This window comes from Psychrobacter sp. CX5 (assembly GCF_057621535.2).
In genome coordinates this window covers 2,004,054-2,027,744 of sequence record NZ_CM177735.1, presented here as the reverse complement: position 1 = coordinate 2,027,744, position 23,691 = coordinate 2,004,054, and the positions used below count along the sequence as shown (strand labels likewise).

Genomic DNA, 23,691 nt, shown 5'->3' with positions numbered 1-23,691 from the left:
AATAGTAGGTTTAATGAGCCTGATATAGATAGGTTATTTTATAGAAAAGGTATTAGATAAGCTTCTTTCGGCGCATTTGCTTATAAACCACATACACCACCATAAGATTAAGCAGTAATATAACCAGCTTAAACCAATCAAAAGGTCGCACGACTAGATAATATATCTCTGCAGGAATAAACAACCCATAACCCAATATACTAAACCAATATGCCCACGCTTTATCCTTCCATAATCCATAAGCTTCGATAAAGCGTAACAGCCCATAACCAAAGACTAATAGCATAAACACTTGCCAGTTTTCAGCCCCTCTTTGTGCCACCCGTGACAAACTGTCAACCTGAACACTAAATAAAGATCCGAAGTGGTTAATCCATGCCTGACTAGCAGAGTCTATTAGAGTTAAGATATTATTATGCCATGCCCATAAAGCAAAGGCGGTAATCACCGCCCCGACTCCTTTGATCACTTCATACAAAGTAACGGCCTTAATCGAACCACTTGTCTGCTGTGATTCAATCAAAGTAAGTCTCCATAACTTTGCCTTGTAAGGTTTGATTTAAAAAGGGAGTATTTTTGCCTTTTGACATTAAGCTATCTCTACTCACTTGCCAAGTTTGATTCGGATCGACCAATACTGCACCACCAACCTCATTATACTGCGTTTCAATTCCCGCTATCCGAGCAGGTGCTAAACAAATCTTATCGACTAACTGCTCAGGTGTGAGTACTCCATCACGCACCAGCTTGCACCCTAATGCCATAAAGGTATCAAAATTTGATATGCCGGGTGTAGATTCTGCAAATGGGGCTTGCTTCGCCGTATCATTAAGCGGCTCATGATGACTACAAATAGCGTCGATAGTGCCATCTTGCAACCCTTTCAGTAATGCTTTTTGATCGGTATTACTGCGTAAAGGCGGTAACACAAAAGCAAGCGCATTAAAGCCTTCGAGATTGTCATCGGTTAAGTGCAATTGATGCATAGCCACATCACAGGTCACAGGTAAGCCTTGTTGCTTAGCCAAGCGCATCAAATCCACAGATGACTTACATGTCAGTTGACTAAAGTGAGCTGAAATACCCGTTTCCTCGACCATTAATAACTGGGCGGATAATGCCACCGTTTCGGCAAGCCAAGGGATACCTTGTAGTCCATGAAAAGATGCAATATAGCCATCATGTGCTACGCCGCCTGCGGATAAGCTTGGCTCATTCGGATAGAAGAAAACCTTTAAATCAAAGGTTGCCGCATATTCTAGAGTACGCAACATGACTAGGTCATTTTTAAAAGGACGTCCCGCATTGGTCACAGCGATACAGCCGCCCTTTTTTAGTCCAGCCACATTAGCCGGTCGATCTCCTTCTAGACCAGCAGTTAACGCTCCAAGGACATGTAGATAAATGCCACCATCTTGCTTAGCACGTTCACGCAAACCCTTAAGCAATGAGCCGTTCTCTAAAATGGGATTGGTATCTGGTGGGGTGACCACATGTAAGAAGCCATTGTTACGTGCTGCAGTGCCTTCTGTTTTTAGCGTACCATGTTGCTGTAAACCGGGCTCTCGCAATCTTGCGCATAAATCCACCAAAGGCGGTAATAACCAATGGTCTTTTTTTGTATCAAGATCTTTTGGGTCAATATCAGGCTGTGTGACATCTTTAGGCAATAAATTTAGCATGACAAATCCAGTTATTAATATTGTAAAAGTGAGTAAGCATCCTGCGGCTCTAACGTTAATAGCTTCTGATTAGTGAGTTATTATCAGCGTTAGGCTTAATAGCGTTAGGTGTAAATAGTATGGTGTAAAATAGTATGGTGATAGTATTAAGAGCGTAGTGCCTGATATTCACGTTGACCTTGCATCGCCATCGACAGCACCGCCATACGGATGGCAATACCATTATTAACCTGCTTTAATATGACTGACTGCGGCCCATCAGCCACACTCGATGCAATCTCTACACCTCGATTCATTGGGCCTGGGTGCATAACGATCGCATCAGGCTTAGCTTTCGCTACCCGCTCAGGGGTAATGCCATATTTCTTAAAATACTCGCTTGATTCTGCCATTAATGGCGATCCAATGCGTTCATTCTGAATGCGTAACCCCATTAACACATCACAATCCACTACCCCTTTCTCTATATCCTCAAATACTCTAACACCATAACGTTCAATGCCTTTAGGCAATAGCGTACGGGGGGCAATGACTCGGATTTCTTTAACGCCCAATGTTTTCAAAGCACTAATATCCGAGCGTGCGACACGTGAATGCTTGATATCGCCAATGATAGCAACCGTCAACTCTTCAAAGGGACGTGGTGCTTCACGATGGATAGTCAGCATATCTAGCATGCCTTGGGTAGGATGAGCATGCCAACCATCACCGCCATTAATAATAGCAATCTCAGGTGTTACTTCTGTCGCCATGAAGTGAGCGGCGCCTGACGCAGAATGGCGAATGACAAATATATCCGCGGTCATGGCTTGTAGGTTCCATAACGTATCGCGCAGGCTCTCCCCTTTTTTAGTACTTGATCGCGCAATATCGATATTTAAGACATTTGCGCCCAGTCTTTTTTCTGCCACCTCAAACGTGGTACGCGTACGCGTTGAAGGCTCGAAAAATAAATTCATTACCGTACAGCCTTCAAGTTCAGGGCTGTTGATAAGCTGTCCGTTTGTATCAAAGAAGGTTTCTGCTTTGGCAATGATGGTTTGTAACTGCTCACGGCTTAAGCCTTCAATCCCTAAAAAGTGGCGGATATGACCATCTTCATTTAGTTGTGGCTTACTCAACGAAGCATTTAGTCGAGCCGTTGTCGAGTCAAAAAAAGCAGATTGGGTTGACTGTTGTTGCATTTCAGTCTTATGTTTCTGTGTTGAATCAGTCATGGCAGTTACCAGTATCCTTTATGAGCAGGTGTATGAAAAGGGATTGCAAATTATAAAATTGAACGATGTGGTTACTAATATGGTTGCTAATTATGGTTGTTAATGTGGTTACTTATCTAATATCGTTATTAAGGTGACCAGTATTTTTTTAGTCGCTTAAAATGGATTCAGTATCAGCTATATGACTTTTAACGTGACTTTTAAAATAAACTAGAAGAAGAAATATCGCATGGTTTTTGTTACACTTTGCACAGACAAACTTAGAGCACTTATAGTCAGCAATAACAGATAAAATTGAAACAATTTAAAACTCTATATTTTTTGTAAACGATAAAATATGGCGTATATGACAGCTTGTATAGTTTAGCCGATTTAGCAGCTTTCAAAAAGTAAACGTTTTATTTTTCTCGTACTAATTTTATACATAGAATTTAGCCTTACCTCAAATAATAAATCTTTATAACCACCGAGCTATTCCTCAATACATTGGTTAAAGGAACCACAAATGACTACGTTAAATGACTATTTTGAAAACCATTTAAACGCCTCTTCTTCTAACATCAGCACTAAAAACGCCGCTGTCATCGATGTTATAAGTACCATTACTTCGGTTGGAAAACAAATTACAGAGCTGCTACGCAAAGGCGCATTGGCCGATATCCATGGTGAAGCAGGTGCTGAAAACGTGCAAGGTGAACAACAAAAGAAGCTTGATGTTATCGCTAATGATTTACTATTAAAGGCATTAACTGCCAACCCACACTGTGCGGGTGTGGCCAGTGAAGAGTTGGATGATGCTACTCCTGCCAATCAATCCGGTGAGCTTTTGGTCTTATTTGATCCATTAGATGGCTCTTCGAACATCGACATTAATATGCCAACCGGCACTATCTTCTCAATCCTTGAGTACAAAAATAAAGGTAAATCGGCTAAAAATGAGGACTTTTTACAAAAAGGTACCGAACAGTTGGCCTCTGGTTATTTGCTATATGGCTCATCAGCGATGTTGGCATTTACTTTTGCAGAACCCCTAGACCCCAATCATGATGGGGTACTTATGTTTAGTTTTAACCCAAGCACAGATGCATTTGAGCTCGTGGAAAAGAATATCGCCATTGCTAAAGATACCAAAGAGTATGCTATAAATGGCTCTAACTATCGTCATTGGTTACCCCCAGTACAGCAGTACGTAGATGAATTGCTAGCAGGTAGTACTGGCCCACGCGGTAAGAACTATAATACCCGCTGGGTGGCCGCCATGGTTGGCGATGTGCATCGTATTTTGTGCCGCGGTGGTATCTTCTTGTATCCTAAAGATACCAAAGACCCTAGCAAAGCTGGCAAGCTGCGTCTTATGTATGAAGCCAATCCTATGAGCCTTTTAATTGAGCGTGCTGGTGGTGCCTCAACAGATGGTATGAACCGTATCATGGATTATGAGCCGACAGAGATTCATCAACGTGTTGCTGTAGTCTTAGGTAGTAAAAATGAAGTTGAGAGAGTAAAACAGTTACATGAACATCAATAAATTGCACCCAGTCAACGCAACTATTTATAACCCTTTAAAGAGCTCATAATGAACGACACTATTACCAATAAGTTTTCAAATTATCCCGTCATCACCTCAGATAAAAATCCAACCGCAAAGCTTGCTAAAGCTTTGTTAACCCAATCTCGTCAACGAAAAAAAACAGGTCAAACTGTGTTAGAGGGCTTGCACCTCATTGAAGCTGCTCTGCAAAACGAGCATCTACCAGAGCAGATCTTAATATCCTATAGTGGATTATCTCATCCGGAAGTACAGTCTCTTTTAACGCAACTTATCACCTATAAGCTTGAGAATAAGCTGACGGTTGTGAGTGACTCTGTGTATCAAGGGATTACATCATTAGGTAACGGTGTGGATATCATGGCGATTGTTAACGTACCGCAGCATGACCTGCATGGCTTAAAATCCCCTATCACCACTGATTGTTTAATTTTGAACGATGTCCAAGACAATGGTAATGTGGGCACTCTGCTCAGAACCGCCGCTGCCGTCGGTATCAAAAATATTATTTGCACGAAAGGCAGCGCGCAAGCATGGTCTCCTAAGACAATGCGTGCTGGTATGGGCGCCCAGTTTGGATTGACTATTTATGAAGGCCTTGAGGAAGATGAAATATTAAACTATTTACGCTTGCCGGTTTTTGCGACCAGCTCCCATACGGATAATATAATTTATCAGCAAAATCTAAATCGACCAGTAGCGTGGGTTATGGGGCATGAAGGCCAAGGTGTGTGTCAGTCAATCATGAAACAAGCCACCCCTGTTGCTTTACCACAGCCAAATGGGCAGGAAAGCTTGAATGTCGCGATTGCAGGTGCGCTCTGTATGTATGAGATGATCAGGCAAAGGGATTATTCTTAGATTGAACCATAACTCATGGGATTTATTGGCATTATAAAAATTTAAGATAGCAGATCTAAATCAATTATAGCGTTAAATATTTGTATTCATAAAATACTTTACAAAAGAAAGCCCCTCTCAATTGAGAGGGGCTTTCTTAGTATTGATTAGCGAGGTATTGCTTAGCGAGTTATTAACAAATAACTCGTTTTATAACAACAACTAGTCTTTTACAGTAGCAACAACACCAGCGCCTACCGTACGGCCACCTTCACGAATCGCAAAACGTAAGCCTTTGTCCATAGCGATTGGGTGGATTAGCTCTACGCTCATCTCAACGTTATCACCTGGCATAACCATTTCTGTACCGTCTTGTAAGGTGATTGCACCTGTGACGTCAGTGGTACGGAAGTAGAACTGTGGACGATAGCCGTTTAGGAATGGCGTGTGACGACCACCTTCTTCTTTTGATAGTACGTATACTTCGGCGTCAAACTTGGTATGCGGTGTGATTGAACCAGGTGCAGCAAGTACTTGACCACGTTGTACGTCTTCACGTTTTGTACCACGTAATAGTACACCACAGTTCTCACCAGCACGACCTTCGTCTAGTAATTTACGGAACATCTCAATACCGGTACAGGTGGTTTTTTGAGTGTCACGGATACCAACGATTTCAATCTCGTCACCTACTTTGATGATACCTGATTCTACACGGCCAGTTACTACGGTACCACGACCTGAGATTGAGAATACGTCTTCGATAGGCATTAGGAATGGCTTGTCAACGTCACGCTCAGGCTCTGGGATGTAGGTGTCTAGGGTTTCAAGGAGTTCAATTACTGCAGGCTCACCATATTTGCCGTCGTTACCGTTTAGGGCTTCTAAAGCAGAACCTTTGATGATTGGGGTGTCATCACCTGGGAAGTCGTAGTCTGATAGTAATTCACGTACTTCCATTTCGACTAGTTCTAGTAGCTCTTCGTCATCTACCATGTCACATTTGTTCATGAATACGATGATGTATGGTACGCCTACCTGACGTGATAACAAGATGTGCTCACGTGTTTGTGGCATTGGGCCGTCAGTTGCTGATACAACTAGGATAGCGCCGTCCATCTGTGCAGCACCGGTGATCATGTTTTTAACATAGTCAGCGTGACCTGGGCAGTCTACGTGTGCATAGTGACGAGCTTCTGTGTCATATTCAATGTGTGAGGTGTTGATGGTGATACCACGTGCTTTTTCTTCTGGTGCTGAGTCAATAGACGCGTAGTCTTTGGCTTCGCCGCCTGACGTTTTTGCTGCTACGGTTGCGATAGCGGCAGTTAGGGTGGTTTTACCGTGGTCAACGTGACCGATTGTTCCGACGTTGACGTGTGGCTTGTTTCTTTCAAACTTGGCCTTTGCCATGAGTGTATCCTCTTATTATTTCTAAATTCAGTTTAGACAGATAAAAATTAACGACTATAAACTAAGTGTTAATCTGCCAAATATTAATCTTGAAGGTGATTATCAAGTTAGTAGCAAATGATATAAGAAAACATGAGTCAATGACAAGCCCTGGATACGTAATTGGTCATAAATTCATCAACTAATTACATTTAATTCCTATATGGAATATTAAGTAGGTCTTGTCATTCTATTGTCTTCAATGAGTGCCTAGTAACTATTCATAAATTAAAAGGTCATAAGCTAAAAGGCACTCATCTTCATTTACCGTAATTGCAATAATACGTTATTACTATTCTTCGTCTTCGTCTTTACCAGAGAATTTCTTCATAATCTCTTCAGCAACAGACTTAGGCGTTTCAGCATACTTTTGGAATTCCATTGAGTATGTTGCACGGCCTTGAGACTGTGAACGAAGGTTCGTAGCATAACCGAACATTTCCGCTAACGGAACTTCAGCACGAATTTGTTTATTACCACCTGGTAAGTCATCCATACCTTGAACCATACCACGACGACGGTTTAAGTCACCCATGATATCACCCATGTACTCTTCAGGCGTTTCAACTTCCACTTTCATTAACGGCTCAAGAAGAACAGGATTGGCATTCATAAAGCCTTTCTTGAATGCGATAGAACCTGCCATTTTAAACGATAACTCATCCGAGTCAACATCATGGTAAGAACCATCATATAAAGTCGCTTTAACACCAACGATTGGGTAACCAGCAAGAATACCGTTCTTCATACGCTCTTGGATACCTTTATCAACGGCACCATGGAACTCTTTAGGAACAACACCACCGACAACTTGCTCTTCGAATTGGTACTCAGGACCTTCATCAAGATCTAAAGGCTCAAGTCTTAACCAAACATGACCGAACTTACCACGACCACCAGTCTGGCGAACAAATTTACCTTCTTGTTCAACTGAATTGCGAATAGTTTCACGATAAGCAACCTGTGGCGCACCAATGTTTGCCTCAACTTTAAATTCACGCTTCATACGGTCAACGAGAATTTCTAAGTGTAGCTCACCCATACCACTAATAATAGTCTGGCCAGACTCTTCATCAGTATGTACACGGAATGAAGGATCTTCTTTAGCTAAGCGGCCAAGTGCCACTGACATTTTTTCTTGGTCAGCTTTTGTTTTAGGCTCAACAGCAAGACTAATAACTGGATCTGGGAATTCCATACGCTCAAGGGTGATGATTTCTTTTTCATCACAAAGGGTGTCACCAGTACCAACGTCTTTCATACCCACTAGAGCCGCGATATCACCAGCACGAATCTCTTCAAGCTCTTCTTGAGAGTTGGCATGCATCTGTACGATACGGCCAATACGCTCACGTTTCATCTTAACAGGGTTGTAGACACTTTCACCTTGCTTAATGACACCAGAATAAACACGTACGAAGGTTAAGTTACCGACGAATTTATCGTTCATGATTTTGAAAGCAAGTGCCGCGAATGGGGCTTCATCAGAGGCTTCACGAGTGCCTTCCGTTTCCGCTTTGTCATCAAGAATACCTTTAATAGCAGGAACATCTTGAGGTGCTGGCATATACTGAATAACAGCATCCAACATCTTTTGTACGCCTTTGTTTTTAAAGGCAGTACCACAGTACATTGGGATGATTTCGTTATTAATCGTACGCTGACGAATAGCCTCATGAATTTGCTCTTCAGTCAGCTCATCACCTTCTAAATAAGCATTCATTAGCTCTTCGTTTGCTTCAGCAGCAACTTCAACAAGCTCACTACGATACTCTTCTGCTTTGTCTTGAAGCTCAGCTGGAATCTCACGCTCTTCATATTGCATACCTAGAGATTCAGTATCCCAGTAGATAGCTTTCATAGTGACAAGGTCAACAACACCTTCAAAGTCATCTTCTTTACCAATTGGGATGACCATGGCAACAGGGTTACCACCTAGGCGTGTTTTAATCTGATCTTTAACACGATAAAAATCAGCACCAACACGGTCCATTTTATTAACAAACGCTAAGCGAGGTACTTTATACTTGTTAGCTTGACGCCATACAGTCTCTGACTGAGGCTGTACACCACCAACCGCACAATAAACCATACATGCACCATCAAGTACACGCATAGAACGTTCAACTTCAATCGTGAAGTCAACGTGGCCTGGAGTGTCAATGATGTTGATACGATGCTCTGGGAATTGTTTGCCCATACCTGACCAGAAACAAGTGGTCGCAGCAGACGTAATGGTAATACCACGTTCCTGCTCTTGTTCCATCCAGTCCATGGTAGCACCACCATCATGAACCTCACCTAACTTGTGGCTAACACCAGTATAGAATAAGATACGTTCAGTCGTGGTTGTTTTACCAGCATCAATGTGTGCTGAAATACCAATATTACGATATCGGTTTAGGGGGGTTGCACGTGCCATAATTTTTTCCTAATGGAATGTCTTTATAATTTATTTCGTTTTACAAGTTAAAAATAAGCAAAAGGTTAGCATACCTTTAAAAGGTGACATTTTTATGATGATTATCATATTAGCCATCATTTAGTCGAGTACGTAATATTCTAGTACTTATATTTAAGTATCTATATTTAAGTAATTATATTTAAGTACCTATATTCAAGTAACTAACCTAGCAGTTTAAGGACAACTTTACCATTGATAAATTTTAACACTTAAGATACTAACACTTAAAGATGAAGTTGCTTAGATCTGCAAGTACTTATTCATACTTAACGTTTATTATTTCTGTACCGAGATCCTTAATTTACTCATTTCTTAATATACTCAACTTATTTTACTTAATCAGATGAGTTATGCTTTGATAAATTAAGTTAGGGTACGATAGCTTATAACTATTTATTCTAAGAGGCTATTAATAACTTAAGTTATTAATAGCCTGATCAAAAAGTTTGACTCATTATTCAATGGTTAGTAACACAGGTGTCAGCCAACAGCGTTGAGAGAAAAGAATCAATTTTTGCTAAAGTTAGAAGCGGTAGTGAGAGAATGCTTTGTTAGCATCTGCCATACGGTGAACTTCATCACGTTTTTTCATAGCAGCGCCTTTACCTTCTGAGGCATCAGCTAATTCACCAGCAAGGCGAAGTGCCATAGATTTTTCAGAACGTTTTGCAGCGGCTTCTGCGATCCAGCGCATTGCTAGAGCAGTACGACGGGAGGGGCGTACTTCCATAGGTACTTGATACGTAGCACCACCAACACGGCGAGCTTTTACTTCAACCATTGGGCGTACGTTTTCAAGAACTTCTTCAAAGAAGGCAACTGGATCTTCGATGTTGCGTTTTTCAGTTACTTGCTCAAGTGCACCGTAAACGATACGTTCAGCAGTAGACTTTTTACCATGACTCATGACATGGTTAATGAATTTAGCAATAGTTTGGCTACCAAACTTTGGATCCGGTAGGATCTCACGGGTAGCGACGACGCGACGTCTTGGCATAACATTTTCCTTATCTTCAGGGTTGTCTGGCATTCATAACCTTATACAAATGTATATGATAAATAAATGGTTACCAGCCAGCCTTACTGCATGGTGGTATGTCTGCTAAATTGCAAAACACCTATCCCATGCATATTATTGAGTAATATGCTAATTAAACCTTAGGTTTCTTAGCACCATATTTAGAACGACCTTGCTTACGGTCTTTAACTCCTGCACAGTCAAGTGCGCCGCGAACAGTGTGATAACGTACACCTGGTAGGTCTTTAACACGACCACCACGGATTAATACAACACTATGCTCTTGCAAGTTATGCCCTTCACCACCGATGTAGCTAGAGACTTCATAGCCTGAGGTTAAGCGAACACGACATACTTTACGCATGGCTGAGTTTGGTTTTTTAGGTGTGGTAGTATATACACGAGTACATACACCGCGGCGCTGTGGGCACGCTTGTAAAGCAGGAACACCAGACTTTTCCTTTAATACTTTACGACCCTTACGAATCAATTGGTTAGTTGTTGCCATAAGGCATCCTTCTCCCGTTTATTAAATACAAAAAAATGGGTCATTAAACTGTCAGTTGCATTCTAAAGCGACCATAACATAATGTAAGACGAATCTTAGCATCGTAATAAGCTTTAAATTGCAGCACCAGCTTACCCATTTTTCGGACACTATATTATATAGACTTAATACAAAAAACTCAAGCCCAAGTTCAAACAGTGCCCGGCAAACATCAAAGCACTCAACCGAGGACTCATACTATGTCTTTAAGAGACGACTATGTTTTATGTCACTATCATTCTTTAAAATAGCTTTCTTAAAGATAGCTTTTTAGAATATAGCTTTCTATTAAGTGAATTGACTATATAGGGGCGATAACCTGTTATTTCAATAGCTTATCTTAAAGCGCGCATCGTACTCAATTTACGACACTTTATGATAAACTCCTCAAAGATAAAACTACTTATTCATTCAACTATAACCAACAATTATAACCATCAGGTATGCCCGTATGACTTCCCAAAACTCAGATAAAAATACGACTAAGACAGCAGACTTTATCAATCCAAATCAAGACACCCGTATCACCGAAGGCAGTCAGGTCAAGCTTCACTTTGAAGTGTCGTTAGAAAATGGCACCATCATTGACTCGACCTTTGATCGCAGTCAACCTGTCAGCTTAACCGTGGGTGACGGTAGCCTTTTGCCTGGCTTTGAGAGCGTACTCAACAACCTTCGCGCCGGCGATACCCGTACCGCTCACTTAGAGCCAGAACAAGCCTTTGGTGAATGGAATGACGACAATGTACAGACCTTTAGTCTTGCACAGTTCGCTACTACTGAGACAACTCCTGAAGTGGGCATGATGTTAGAATTTGAAGATAAAGGCAAAAACACCCTTCCCGGTGTCGTCAGTAAAGTCACCGAAGATGACGTGGAAGTAGACTTCAATCATCCGTTAGCCGGTCAGCCTATTTTATTCAAAGTTCAGATTTTCAAAGTGACTCCGCCAGGCCAAACAAGCGTCCAATTAATGTAGTCGCTATTTCGTGGGTATGATTTATTGAGTACGATTCACGAAGGTTTCAGGAGCCAATCTCGCTTTCGCTACTATCTCCTTGACTGCGCATAGCGGACGGCTAACGTCTTAAGTGTCTCCTGCTTCGCGAGCCACTTAAGACTAAGCCGCCACAATCTGCTCAATCAAGCAGTATATCCGCTACAATCGAGGCTAAACCGCTCTTAACATTGACCTATCGATGCAAGTAAGGCAATCTGGATAAAGTGCTAAATTAGCAAGAGCCATAAACCAATAAAAAATAAAGGACAGATTATGAAATATACCACTCTCCCTAAGCTTGGTGATAAAGTCTCCAAGATATGCCTTGGCACCATGACATGGGGTCAGCAAAATAACGAAGCGCAGGCGCATGAGCAAATGGACTTTGCATTGACTCAAGGTGTCAACTTTTGGGACACTGCCGAGATGTATCCCTCCCCGCCCAATGAGGATAAGCAAGGCGACACCGAACGCTTTATCGGGACTTGGTTTGCTAAAAATAAAAAACGCGAAGAGGTGGTTTTAGCAAGTAAAATATCCCCAATGAGTTTCTTACGTGACGGTAAAACCCGTTTTAATGCCAAGCACATCAGTGAGGCTATTGACCACAACTTACAGCGCTTGCAAACAGACTATATTGATATTTATCAACTACATTGGCCAGAGCGTCAAAGTAACTTCTTTAGTACCCGCGGTTATACAGAAGAGATGGCCCAGCAAGACTTGAGTGATCTGACCCCCTTTTTAGAGACTATCGAAGCATTAAACGCTGAGATCAAAAAAGGACGTATTAGAGCCTTTGGGTTATCAAACGATACAGCATGGGGCGTGATGCGCTACTTATGGGAAGCAGAAAAAGCCGGACTTGAAGGACCTATCACGGTTCAAAACCCGTACAGCTTACTCAACCGTCTCTATGAAGTTGGACTGGCCGAGATTTCGCATCGTGAAAACGTCGGCTTACTGGCTTACTCCCCGCTTGCCTTTGGAGTGCTCTCTGGTAAATATTTGGATGGCAAAAAACCTGAAGGCGCCCGATTAACCATGTATGACCGCTTTCAACGCTATACCAATGATGAGGCAGTTTGGGCGACGCAGCAGTATGCTCGCATTGCTAAAGAGGCAGGTCTCGATATGGCGCAAATGGCGTTAGCATTTGTTAATAGCCGCCACTTTGTCACCAGCAATATCATTGGCGCCACCTCAGTGGAACAACTAAAATCAAACATTGACAGTATTAATCTTGAGCTGAGCGACGAGGTACTCCAAGCCATCGAGACGGTACATACCCAGCAGCCCAACCCTTCACCCTAAGGGTCTTGTCAGATTTTCAAGGCGTCCAGTGTTTATCGGACAGCTCTGTAATAGGCAGCTCTTCTATAAATAGCAAAAAATCCCTGCTAGGGTTAGTAGGGATTTTTTATGAATAGCTGACAATAATATTAATCAGTCTTTAACACCCGACTGTGTAACTCCTCTAAGCCTAACTGCATTGTCTCTTGTAAAGCCGCTGTCAGTTCCTCAAGACTCTTATCCTCAGGGTATAGTGGGTCAAGTGGCAGTACATAGGCAGTAACAGGCTCGGCTTCTATCACATTTAATAAACTCTTTTTTAATGTTCTATCGCCATAATAAGGCACGGTATCATCAAGTTCACCTTGGCTATTAACATAACACACTACCACAGGCTGGATAGGTTTGTTTGCCTCTATCGCTGCCTTAAGTAGTTTTCCATGTATTTTCTTGATCCTTTTGCCATTTGTGGTTGTTGCTTCAGGGAAGAATAATACAGAATGACCTTGTTTTAAAAAAGTAGACATTTGCGAGGCAACTGAGCCGGCATCCCCTGAACCCCTTTTTATAAATAACGTCCCCGCTGCTATTGCTAACGGGCCCATCAAGGGCATCTTTTCAACTTCTGCTTTCGATAGAAAAAAAGCGGGGCTGACACTGCCAATGACGGGGATATCCATCCATGAAATATGATTAGAGGCCCATAAAGCATGTGTCTTTGGCACTGGCTCAACCTCGATGATTTTCACCCCAAAGGCATTGGCTGTTTTACGACAAAACTGTTGAATATATTTAGGCAATATTTCTCGAGGGGGTTCACGCCAAGCGCCTATCTTAGTCGCTGCTCGATATCCTCCTAGCATGGCATCGGCTAAGCCAATAAAAGTTTTACTTTGTTTTATACTTCTTTTCGTGGTGTTAACTAACGTGCTTTCTATCTTATCTTTAACACTCATTATCGTCACCCTTTTTAATGATACTTACATTCATTAAACGACCTAATCTTAGGATATTTAATTTATCTCTTTAAGTAAGCAAGAGTATAGCAAAGATAATGATTCCAGTATGCATGTGTTCACTGATTTATTCGTAAAATATTTTCAATGAGGTTAGGGCGTGTGGAACATTCGCAAGTTAGCACTGCTGATAGCTAAAATCGTTCCAGACTAGGCGCAAACTGACGCTAATGTCTAGACCTTGGCTAGGTTTGTAACAATGTCTGGGGCGATTTTAGTATCAGCCCGAAGGGGCGGGACTCATTTTTGCCAATATATGGCGGCTTTTAAAAATTTAGGGTTCTAACTTAGAATGACTAAGCGTCAAAAATTTCTCTGCAAATTGACTAAAAAATAGTCTCCGCCAGTGCCATGGTCGAATGTTCCACACGCCCTAATTGTCCTATATTTGTATTCATTTACAGTTCATCCCTTTTAATTTACTATTGTTAGCATCATAAATAACGCATAGCATGGCTTATAGGATCTTTGTAATCCTCAGAATGACTCAATTTGTCACTTTGAAAGGCATTAACAAGCATCAACACACATTGCCAATAAGCGATGAAACATTTTAATTTTTAGATAGGTGAATATTTTTGGAGTATTTTGAGAGACATAAAGGTGGCGAACGTGCCATCTTAGTACATTTGGATATTAAGCAAATTTTAGACCCCGATGATTTAGAAGAGTTTAAATTATTGGTGGACTCAGCAGGTGCTCAACAACTTGCCGTAATATCTGGCTCAAGACTTAAACCTGATGCCAAGTATTTTATTGGTAGTGGTAAAGCTCAAGAGATTGCAGAAAAAGTACAAGAGCTGTGCGCTGATATAGTGATTTTCAACCACAGTTTATCGCCCTCACAAGAGCGTAATTTAGAAACGTTATTACAGTGCCGTGTATTAGACCGGACAGGGCTCATTCTTGATATTTTCGCGCAGCGAGCACGTACCTATGAGGGTAAGCTGCAAGTTGAGCTCGCTCAATTAAACCATTTAGCAACCCGCTTGGTACGGGGTTGGACCCATTTGGAACGCCAAAAAGGTGGGATTGGATTACGTGGTCCTGGTGAAACGCAGCTTGAGACTGATAGACGTCTACTACAGATTCGCGTCAATCAGTTAAAAAGTCGTTTAGATAAAGTCAAACAAACTCGAGCCCAAGGTCGTGCCAAACGTCAGAAGTCGGATGTACTGACTATATCTTTAGTCGGATATACTAATGCTGGCAAATCAACATTGTTCAACCGTTTGGTAGATGAAAACATCTATGCTGCTGATCAATTATTTGCCACACTTGACCCCACGTTAAGACGGTTAGATTGGCAGGGGGTTGGTCGAGTCGTCCTAGTCGATACTGTAGGGTTTGTGCGTCATTTGCCGCACGAATTGGTAGAGTCATTTCATGCAACCTTAGAGGAGACATTAGAGGCCGACTTACTGCTACACGTCATTGACTCGGCAAGCCCAGATATGCACGAACAAATCAGCGCTGTTAAGTCTGTCTTAGCTGAGATTAATAATGATGTGCCTGTCCTCAATGTCTATAACAAAATAGACCTTACTAATGAGCCTGCTCGTATCAACTATAGTAAGCCCGGTGTGCCAAGTCGTGTATACGTATCAGCAAGAGCAGATTTGGGTATGAGTATGTTACACACAGCGGTTCAGCAGTTACTGACCGGTAAACTCAATACCTTTGAGTTAACCCTTCCCTTTGATGCGGGCAACCTAAAAAATGAGCTCTATCGCATAGACGTCGTTGAGCAAGAAAGCTACGATGAGTCTGGTCACGAAGTACTGACCTTGCGTCTGCCGTCTGATAAGCTTCTACAGTTATTAGGACAAGCGAATATAGACCCTCTTGAGGTGTTACCTGAAGATCAAGCTAATGAACTCATTCCTAAGCTTGAACCTTTTGAAAAAGAGCTAAAGGAAGAACAAGATCAGAGGGCTGAGCAGGATATACTAGATGGGTCTGATGGGTCCGTTGACAAGCCTATTGATAACACTTCAATTGACTGAGACCAATCTATAGAACATTATAGATAGCTCCATAGTCTCTATAGCCAACGAACCTTTTAAAAGGATTATTGCTCAGTGTTATAGTTCCACACTATAGTCTATCTTAAAACACTACTAATTTAAGTCACTACTAAATAGATAAATTAGACCTAACCCCATAAGTAGTAATTAACTTATGGGGTTTTTCTAGTTGTCACTATTGTCAGGACATGTTCAACCTACTATTATAATCATTAGCTCTGAAGCTTAAGGCACTAATTATTACCTCAATAATTTAGCTCATTACCTAAAAAAACGCGTCAACTAAGATAAAACATGATGACATTACGATGACAATATGAAGTCTTCAAAATGCTTATATCCAGCAAAATGAGTGTCTTATTTTACTTGAATAACGACTTAAATAAGCATATTAAGTTTTAGCCGCTTGATTTTTTAGACGCTTGATTAAGGATGACTTGATTAAGGACAACTTGATTAAGGATAATATATGCCTCCACGCTCCCACTCACCAATCTCAAATACAGAGGTCCATCATATAGACGATATCTCGCTTGAAAGCCAAAAGATGTCTGATACGCGTGACATCAATAATTCGGATAACAGCTCTGATAACAACTTTAATAGTAACCATGTCAAAAACTCATCTCATAAAAAAGAGCCTAGAAAAAATATGCCACTCCTATTTGCGATTATATTGACCCTAGCAATTGTGGTAGTCATAAGAGAGACTGCGGTGATCGTTTGTCAGGCTCTAGGCTTTGGGAGTGCTGGCAATGTGGTCGGTATGATTGCCTTTTTTTTATTACTCATAGTATATCGATTTACATTCGGTATTCCTGAATGGTTGACTCATGCCAGCAATACACTGCTCGTGGATAGTGGTTTCGCCTTTTTACCTGTTTCAGCAGGTGCGGGGTTGTTAATCTTTGGACTAGGAGATGAGCTATGGGGCATCATAGGTATTATGGTGGTAAGCACTCTACTACCCTTATGGGGCTTAGCTAGATTATCGAATACTTGGTTGGGTAACTCTCATGATAGTGAGTCACCCAAAACTAAGTAGCTTGTTTAACCATATTAGCTAAATAGTTAATCTATACAGACCCTAATGAAGGCATGACGTTATGACCCTATTTGAACAAATGCCAACAGGCACCACGTTTACAGTCGTTGCAGCAGCATTTATGCTGACCTTAGTGGCTCATATCTTAGCCCGTATTCTATCTAAACGACTGACAATGTTACCTATGGTCATCACTGCTCTTATTTTGGTGCTGCTGTTTTTATTTGTTTTAAAGTGGGATTACACTGACTATTATGCAGTGTCTAAGCCCATATTTGACCACCTTCTAGGGTATGTCACTGTCCTACTGGCCATTCCCTTAGCGACCATGAACTTCAAAGGTCTGCCTCTGAAAAAACTGATGGGTATTGTGATCATCGCTAGTGTGGTAGGCGCCCTACTTCCTATGGGGTTGGCTTATGCATTAGCACTCAGTCACGATACGATTTTAGCATTTGCAACCCGATCTGTGACTACTCCAATCGGATTAAGTGTGGCTGAGATTATCAAAGCACCGTTAGCGTTAGCCAACCTGATTATTATCGTTTCGGGGTTACTAGGTGGGGCAATGGCAAGAGTGCTGTTTAAAAATATTGACGATGATAAGGCAAAAGGCTTGGCGTTAGGATTAGCGGCTCACGCCTTTGGTACGATTGAGGCATGGCAAATTAGTCATACGGCTGGTCGATATGCAGCGTTTGGACTGGCGGTTAATGGTTTGTTAACGGCAGTATGGGTTCCCATATTTCTAATAGCAGTGTCTTAATCTAACTTTCTAAAACTATTTCTTAACGTAACCTCAGTGTTTTGTTTCTTAATCTTTCTGTAATGATGTTCATGAGATAATTTAGCGATACAGGATTAGATTAGCAAACATATAAATGTTATATTACATTTTCTCAATATTGTTGTTCCAATAATCTAACAATAAATTACAGCTCTTATATAGCGAAAATAACTATGACTGACCTGTTGTATAAAACATTTACTCGTTCAGCCAATATGGTTGTTGCAACTTTATGTCTATCTTCAAGCATCCTTGCCTCACAAGCTGCTCAAGCTGGAAACATGTATATCTATAAAGATGACACTGGACAAGTGCTTCTTACCAATGTAAATCCTTCAGGTAATTTTGGAAAATATAGCAAAAAAGTAAAAGTATCCTATTATCCTAATTCGGGTGCCGAACAGGATGCCCAAAGAACTGTACTACCCGCTTTAAGCTCCCCTAATTATAGTGATTTTGACGTACCATTTGATGTACCGACTACCACAGTCGCTGGCAATAATATGTATGACCATTACATTATTGACTCCGCAACACGCCATGGCGTTGATCCTGCCTTACTAAAGGCCATGATGCATACTGAGTCAGCGTTTAACCCTAATGCACGATCGCCTGTCGGTGCACAAGGATTAATGCAATTAATGCCTGCCACGGCACGTCGCTTTTCAGTCCGTAATGCTTGGAATCCTGCTGAAAATATCGAAGGCGCTGCAAAATATGTGGCTTGGTTATCCAAACGTTTTAACGGCAATATCGAACACGTGTTAGCAGGATATAATGCTGGAGAAGGCAATGTTGATAAATATGGCGGTATTCCTCCCTTTACAGAAACGCGTAATTATGTCAAAAAGGTCTTAAACCGTTATAATACTTTGTATAAAAATGACAGTGCCTTGTTTAGTGCTAGAAACGTCACAGACTCAAATTATGATGATACTATTCAACAAGTTAGCTTTGCCACTTCAAGCAACGGCTATTCCCAATCTGCCTTTAGCGCCCTTCGTTAAACTTTAAAAGTTTTAAGATTAAATGAAGTTCGATAAAAAAAAGCCCTCTACACTGATAGAGGGCTTTTTTTTAACTTTAATTTTAATGTATGCTACTTAATACGCACTAATTAATACGGGTTATGCAGTAGGATGCAAACGTACGTTTAATTCATCAATGACTTCAACCCAAGCAGCATCACGCTTCCATTCTTCTTGTAAAAAGGCACGCTGAGAATCTGTCCAGATATCGGCTTCAATAAGTTCTTGGTCTTTACCAAGTTTATTATCATTAATAAATTGATCAATGGCTTCATCTGAGCTGTCTAAACCCAATTGAGCAAATAGCTCATTCATGGTGTATTCTGGTTCACCTAACATAATTATCTCCAAAGGTTATTAACGTTCTAAACAGTTACCTTATTATCTTTAAATTTATAATAAGTATAATGTTTAATTTAAGGACTTTATCTGCAAATTATACCTATAAAGCCATACGATAGTTACGTAGAAGCTTTGCGATTATGTTAACAAATCGTCCCGCCATAAAGTGTCTTTTCAGCTTAAAGAGATTTTAATCGTCTTAAATAAAGATATGACCTAAAAATACACAGTAATATCAAATCTAGCATAAAAAAAACCTGCTCGTAAGCAGGTTTTTTAATGAAAATAATTCAGTACACTCTTAGGATTAATTCATTAAGCTAAAAAAATTAAACTCAAAAAATTAAGCCTTTAGATTATGGTAATAAATGTTCTACAGCATCACGCTCTTCAGTAAGCTCTTGCTCTGTCGCTTTCATTTTCTCTTGAGAGAAGTCTGAAGAGGTATCTAAACCTTCAACAATTTTCCAGTCGCCATTGCTGCAAGTACATGGGAATGAGTAGATCAACCCTTTAGCAATACCATATTCACCTTGTGAATACACGCCCATAGATACCCAGTCATTCTCATCTGAGCCTAATGCCCAAGTACGCATGTGAGCGATAGCTGCGTTAGCTGCTGAGGCTGCTGATGATGCACCGCGCGCTTCAATAATTGCTGCACCACGTTTTTGCACGCTTGGGATATAGGTATTTTCATACCAATTGCGATCCACTTGGTCTAGGGCTGGTTTACCATTAACAGTACATTCAGTTAGATCTGGATACTGAGTTGATGAGTGGTTACCCCAGATGATCATTTTCTTAATATCATTCACAGTGCTGTTAGTTTCTTCAGCAAGCTGCGCTAGGCCACGGTTGTGATCAAGACGGGTCATAGCTGTGAAATTACGTGGGTCTAAATCAGGAGCGTTACGTTGAGCAATTAGCGCGTTGGTATTTGCAGGGTTACCGACTACCAATACTTTAACATCACGGCTAGCTACGTCATTAAGGGCCTTACCTTGCGCTGAGAAAATAGTTGCATTAGCTTCAAGTAAATCTTTACGCTCCATACCAGGGCCACGAGGACGAGCACCAACTAATAGAGCATAGTCTGCATCTTTAAAGGCAATATTAGCGTCATCAGTCTGTACCACACCAGCGAGTAATGGGAATGCACAGTCTTCAAGCTCCATAACAACCCCTTTTAGGGCATCAAGAGCGGGGGTGATTTCTAAAAGCTGTAAAATAACAGGCTGATCTTTACCTAACATTTCGCCGGAAGCAATACGAAATAGCATAGCATAGCTAATATTACCAGCAGCACCAGTAACGGCAACGCGAACAGGTTGTTTCATTTAATTCTCCTAGTGATTTATTAAAATTATGATAAGGGGTATGACACTAAATAATAGGTCATAAATAGACACCTTAAGTGCTAAACGGTGCGATTACTTATAATCATTATCTAAGAACCTGTTTTAACACCAGATGATTAGAGTAATTATGGCATCTACAATGGCTGTAATTCCGGACATAGACTTTGATTTAAGCCATAATTGATATCATTATTCCTGACAATACCTATAATTTGGATTGCGGTAAAAGTGTAGCACCTTTCAAAATTTTGCTCAAACCTAATTATGTCAAGCCACAAGTTTATTGTGTGTTATAAGAGTACACTGTTATCTTGATTATTCAAAGTTCCCTAAAACTAATAAAGTTATAGAGAACTTAGATCCCATTCTTGGGAATAAATAGTTTTACGAGAATTTTGACTTAATAGCCAGCAGGGATAGGACGCATACGCTGCGATATTGAGGTATTCTCCCCCAACATACTGCTATAAATGGTAGCATTTTCCATCACTCGTTTCACATAATTGCGGGTTTCAGAATACGCTATCGTCTCAACATATTGATCTGCCTCTAGAGATCCGTAAACCGGTTGCCAACGCTGTGCTTTGCTTGGTCCAGCGTTGTAACCCGCGGTTGCTAATACAGGGTGATTATGCAATTTCCCCATAATATCGCTCATATACCAGGTACCGTAACGAATATTGGTATCGCCACTATTGGCACGGCTAGCACTATAAGACTCTCCTAAGTTACGTGCGATATATCTAGCAGTATCGGGCATAATTTGCATAAGACCACTTGCACCGACACCTGAACGCGCTGAGCTGACAAAACGACTTTCTTGACGCATAATGCCATACGCCCATGCAGGATCAATACCCGCTTGTCGACTGTAACTGACCACCGAGCTTTGATAAGGCATAGGATGCGATAAACTATATTGATTTAACCCGTCTGTATTATCGATGGCATAAATAGAGCGATCCAGCCAGCCGATATCATGCGCATGCTTAGCAGCCGCTAATATCATCTGGGTATCATTACTATCCCGTGCCTTCTTAACCGCCCAGTTCCATTCTCGATTGGCGTAAGAGCGATTAACATCAGCATTATACAAAGCCAACGCTCTTGCAAAATGAGGATTATTTAGCATTCGATTGATGTCGGTACTAGACACATTGGGCAGCGAAGTGCTACCCGCAGTGAAGCGCTGTCCTATTTTGTCTTTGGCTAAAAACCCGTAATAATCATTATGGCTAGACAAGCGCTGATAAATTTGACGTGCCAGACCTTTTTGAGCCCCATCACTAGCTTGCTCATACGCGCGCGCAAGCCAATATTGCCACATATCTTGCTGCTGAGTAGCACTATCCATACTACCTATCGCCGTTATTAAGTCTTTCCATTGACTAAAGCGAATGGCAGCCTTGGCATATTCTTCGGCCTCATCATCACTAAAGGTCTCACCCAAACTATTTCTAAACCAAGTCACCGCCTCATCATTAAAGCCATCATCCGTATTATAATACATGCGTTTGACCCCAAGCGTTCTGTAAGCTTGGCGACGCGTTTCCTCACTGATCAGCTTTTGCGGTCGGCGATTGTCTTGATTGATATCATAATCAAGCTGCATAGCCGCTTCTCGATAGGATTTATTGGCAATACGACCGATAGCATATAAATAAAGATATTGATTTTTGACACTATAGGGTTGGTTACCAAAACGAGTGATAAATCCGGTTGGATTCAGTTGAATTTCGCTAAGCTCACTATAGGCGATAGGGATACCCAATGACTGAGATAGAGCCATAATATCTCCCGTATTACCTTCTCGTAGCATACGCATCAAGCGCTCTTTACGATCTGTATTACTGATCATCGAGTTGTTGTTCATTTCTGATGCCAACTGATTGCAGAGCGCAGGTTGCTTTTTCGTCGTTAACCAGACATCAGGTTTTAAGGACAATGCTCGCATCGGATCGCCTGTATGATTAAAACCTAAAGCGATCGCGCACTTTTCACTGTTATCCGGGTTGATGATATAGCTAGCTACTTGACGCACCGCATTATAATCACCCGCTTGCGCCTTTGTTTCCGCGTAGTCAGCAGTTAACTTTTCTGCCATAACACTACCCTGATACTTATTCGCAAAATTAGTGACGACAGAAGGATTGAGGGTTGAAAGGTCATTATTTAAACGCCAATATTCTGGATACATGGCAAATAATCCACCACTCATCATCTGCTCATACTGGTATAAAGCACCCGAATCATTACGATTTGCGGCACTTAACGCTTCATTAAAGTAGTAAACACTACTATCACTGGCTGCGTTATACGTATTATCTTGGACATCTAGTTGAGCACAGGCTATTTGATTCATGCCAAGTAAACTCAATAAGGAGATTGCAAACGAAGCTTTGGTGCTGACACGGGCATGAGTCCTTAATAACCCAGCTTCAGTAGTCGTCTGTTTTTTGTTGTTTTGTCTTGAGATAAAGGGTTTGTTCAGCATAATTATAATCTTATTGGTCAGGCAAACATTGAGTAAATTGAATGTTTTAAAAAGTAGTCTCTAAAAAGATAACGTAAAAGAGTTTAATATAAAGTCGGCGAACTTATAAGTCGAACTTATAAAGAGTCACGGTGTTAACCGTGTTAAGCCTACTCCCGTATTACTTGCTACTTGCACTCGGTTGCCTTGTGACTACTTTAAAGTTCTTTGACTATAGTGTATTGATTATAGGCAACAAACTGTCAGACACCAAAATGCTTTATGTAAGCTGATGTTGCAGCCCCATTTACATCTCCTTAAATTTGGATGACCTATATGGTGTCTGATAAGTGTTGGATGATAGTTTATTTAGTAGGTCTCCATCTTATGAATAGGAGTGCATCAGCGGATATTGTTTGAAGCTTTTTTTGAAATTTTATTGTTTCCTTCCTAGTAGGTCATAGCGACGTAGTGTCATAGCAAAATAGTGTCATAGCAAAATAGTGTCATAGCAAAATAGTGTCATAGCAAAATAGTGTCATAGCAAAAT

General features: G+C 41.1%; 19 protein-coding genes. 8 read left to right on the top strand and 11 right to left on the bottom strand.

What is annotated here, in order from left to right; genetic code table 11:
* Window positions 1–52: 52 nt before the first annotated feature.
* The 3 genes from AC21OG_RS07935 to AC21OG_RS07925 all read right to left on the bottom strand — a co-directional run bounded on the left by AC21OG_RS07935 (window position 53) and on the right by AC21OG_RS07925 (window position 2,866).
* Window positions 53–523, bottom strand: coding sequence for a DUF2127 domain-containing protein (locus tag AC21OG_RS07935; protein ID WP_487377717.1), 471 nt, complete (start codon window positions 521–523; stop codon window positions 53–55).
* Window positions 516–1,682, bottom strand: coding sequence for a dihydroorotase (locus AC21OG_RS07930; protein ID WP_486546892.1), 1,167 nt, complete (start codon window positions 1,680–1,682; stop codon window positions 516–518). Before AC21OG_RS07930 ends, AC21OG_RS07935 begins: the two co-directional genes overlap by 8 nt.
* A gap of 146 nt (window positions 1,683–1,828) precedes the next feature.
* The gene (locus AC21OG_RS07925) at window positions 1,829–2,866 is read right to left on the bottom strand and encodes an aspartate carbamoyltransferase catalytic subunit (protein ID WP_486546956.1); all 1,038 of its coding nucleotides are present in this window, start codon (window positions 2,864–2,866) and stop codon (window positions 1,829–1,831) included.
* Window positions 2,867–3,404: 538 nt separating this feature from the next.
* Between AC21OG_RS07925 and AC21OG_RS07920 the strand changes: the two genes are divergently transcribed.
* Window positions 3,405–4,427 (top strand): class 1 fructose-bisphosphatase, encoded by a 1,023-nt coding sequence (locus AC21OG_RS07920; protein ID WP_487377718.1) that lies wholly within the window; start codon window positions 3,405–3,407, stop codon window positions 4,425–4,427.
* 48 nt (window positions 4,428–4,475) lie between these two features.
* Window positions 4,476–5,309 (top strand): TrmH family RNA methyltransferase, encoded by an 834-nt coding sequence (locus AC21OG_RS07915; protein WP_487377719.1) that lies wholly within the window; start codon window positions 4,476–4,478, stop codon window positions 5,307–5,309.
* A gap of 201 nt (window positions 5,310–5,510) precedes the next feature.
* Here AC21OG_RS07915 and tuf read toward each other — a convergent pair whose 3' ends face one another.
* The 4 genes from tuf to rpsL all read right to left on the bottom strand — a co-directional run bounded on the left by tuf (window position 5,511) and on the right by rpsL (window position 10,730).
* Window positions 5,511–6,701 (bottom strand): elongation factor Tu, encoded by a 1,191-nt coding sequence (gene tuf, locus AC21OG_RS07910; protein WP_486546896.1) that lies wholly within the window; start codon window positions 6,699–6,701, stop codon window positions 5,511–5,513.
* Window positions 6,702–7,032: 331 nt separating this feature from the next.
* Window positions 7,033–9,162, bottom strand: a complete 2,130-nt coding sequence (gene fusA / locus AC21OG_RS07905; protein WP_486546897.1) for an elongation factor G — start codon at window positions 9,160–9,162, stop codon at window positions 7,033–7,035.
* A gap of 565 nt (window positions 9,163–9,727) precedes the next feature.
* On the bottom strand, window positions 9,728–10,201 hold the full coding sequence (gene rpsG / locus AC21OG_RS07900) for a 30S ribosomal protein S7 (protein WP_486546957.1): 474 nt from the start codon (window positions 10,199–10,201) through the stop codon (window positions 9,728–9,730).
* A gap of 154 nt (window positions 10,202–10,355) precedes the next feature.
* Window positions 10,356–10,730, bottom strand: coding sequence for a 30S ribosomal protein S12 (rpsL, locus tag AC21OG_RS07895; RefSeq protein ID WP_486546898.1), 375 nt, complete (start codon window positions 10,728–10,730; stop codon window positions 10,356–10,358).
* 490 nt (window positions 10,731–11,220) lie between these two features.
* Here rpsL and AC21OG_RS07890 point away from each other — a divergent pair, with 490 nt between their 5' ends.
* Together AC21OG_RS07890 and AC21OG_RS07885 are read left to right on the top strand one after the other, a co-directional pair.
* On the top strand, window positions 11,221–11,748 hold the full coding sequence (locus AC21OG_RS07890) for an FKBP-type peptidyl-prolyl cis-trans isomerase (protein ID WP_487378193.1): 528 nt from the start codon (window positions 11,221–11,223) through the stop codon (window positions 11,746–11,748).
* Between the two features lie 294 nt (window positions 11,749–12,042).
* Window positions 12,043–13,083, top strand: a complete 1,041-nt coding sequence (locus AC21OG_RS07885) for an aldo/keto reductase (RefSeq protein WP_487378192.1) — start codon at window positions 12,043–12,045, stop codon at window positions 13,081–13,083.
* 128 nt (window positions 13,084–13,211) lie between these two features.
* On the opposite strand, the gene AC21OG_RS07880 is transcribed toward AC21OG_RS07885, so the two are convergent.
* A complete protein-coding gene (locus AC21OG_RS07880; protein ID WP_487378191.1) occupies window positions 13,212–14,018 on the bottom strand; it encodes a lysophospholipid acyltransferase family protein in 807 nt (268 codons plus the stop codon).
* A 638-nt stretch (window positions 14,019–14,656) separates the two neighbouring features.
* On the opposite strand from AC21OG_RS07880, the gene hflX reads away from it, so the two are divergent.
* The 4 genes from hflX to AC21OG_RS07860 all read left to right on the top strand — a co-directional run bounded on the left by hflX (window position 14,657) and on the right by AC21OG_RS07860 (window position 18,944).
* Window positions 14,657–16,084 (top strand): ribosome rescue GTPase HflX, encoded by a 1,428-nt coding sequence (gene hflX, locus AC21OG_RS07875; RefSeq protein WP_487378190.1) that lies wholly within the window; start codon window positions 14,657–14,659, stop codon window positions 16,082–16,084.
* Between the two features lie 490 nt (window positions 16,085–16,574).
* The gene (locus AC21OG_RS07870) at window positions 16,575–17,150 is read left to right on the top strand and encodes a CidA/LrgA family protein (RefSeq protein WP_487378189.1); all 576 of its coding nucleotides are present in this window, start codon (window positions 16,575–16,577) and stop codon (window positions 17,148–17,150) included.
* 61 nt (window positions 17,151–17,211) lie between these two features.
* A complete protein-coding gene (locus tag AC21OG_RS07865) occupies window positions 17,212–17,916 on the top strand; it encodes an LrgB family protein (protein ID WP_487378188.1) in 705 nt (234 codons plus the stop codon).
* Window positions 17,917–18,110: 194 nt separating this feature from the next.
* Window positions 18,111–18,944, top strand: coding sequence for a lytic transglycosylase domain-containing protein (locus AC21OG_RS07860; RefSeq protein ID WP_487378187.1), 834 nt, complete (start codon window positions 18,111–18,113; stop codon window positions 18,942–18,944).
* 120 nt (window positions 18,945–19,064) lie between these two features.
* Here AC21OG_RS07860 and AC21OG_RS07855 read toward each other — a convergent pair whose 3' ends face one another.
* The 3 genes from AC21OG_RS07855 to AC21OG_RS07845 form a co-directional block, all read right to left on the bottom strand.
* Complete coding sequence (locus AC21OG_RS07855; protein WP_486546906.1) at window positions 19,065–19,304, bottom strand: DUF2789 domain-containing protein; 240 nt, start codon at window positions 19,302–19,304, stop codon at window positions 19,065–19,067.
* A gap of 359 nt (window positions 19,305–19,663) precedes the next feature.
* Window positions 19,664–20,647 (bottom strand): malate dehydrogenase, encoded by a 984-nt coding sequence (locus AC21OG_RS07850; protein ID WP_487378186.1) that lies wholly within the window; start codon window positions 20,645–20,647, stop codon window positions 19,664–19,666.
* Window positions 20,648–21,068: 421 nt separating this feature from the next.
* Entirely contained in the window at window positions 21,069–23,030 is a 1,962-nt protein-coding gene (locus AC21OG_RS07845; protein WP_487378198.1) for a lytic transglycosylase domain-containing protein, read from the bottom strand.
* Window positions 23,031–23,691 lie beyond the last annotated feature (661 nt).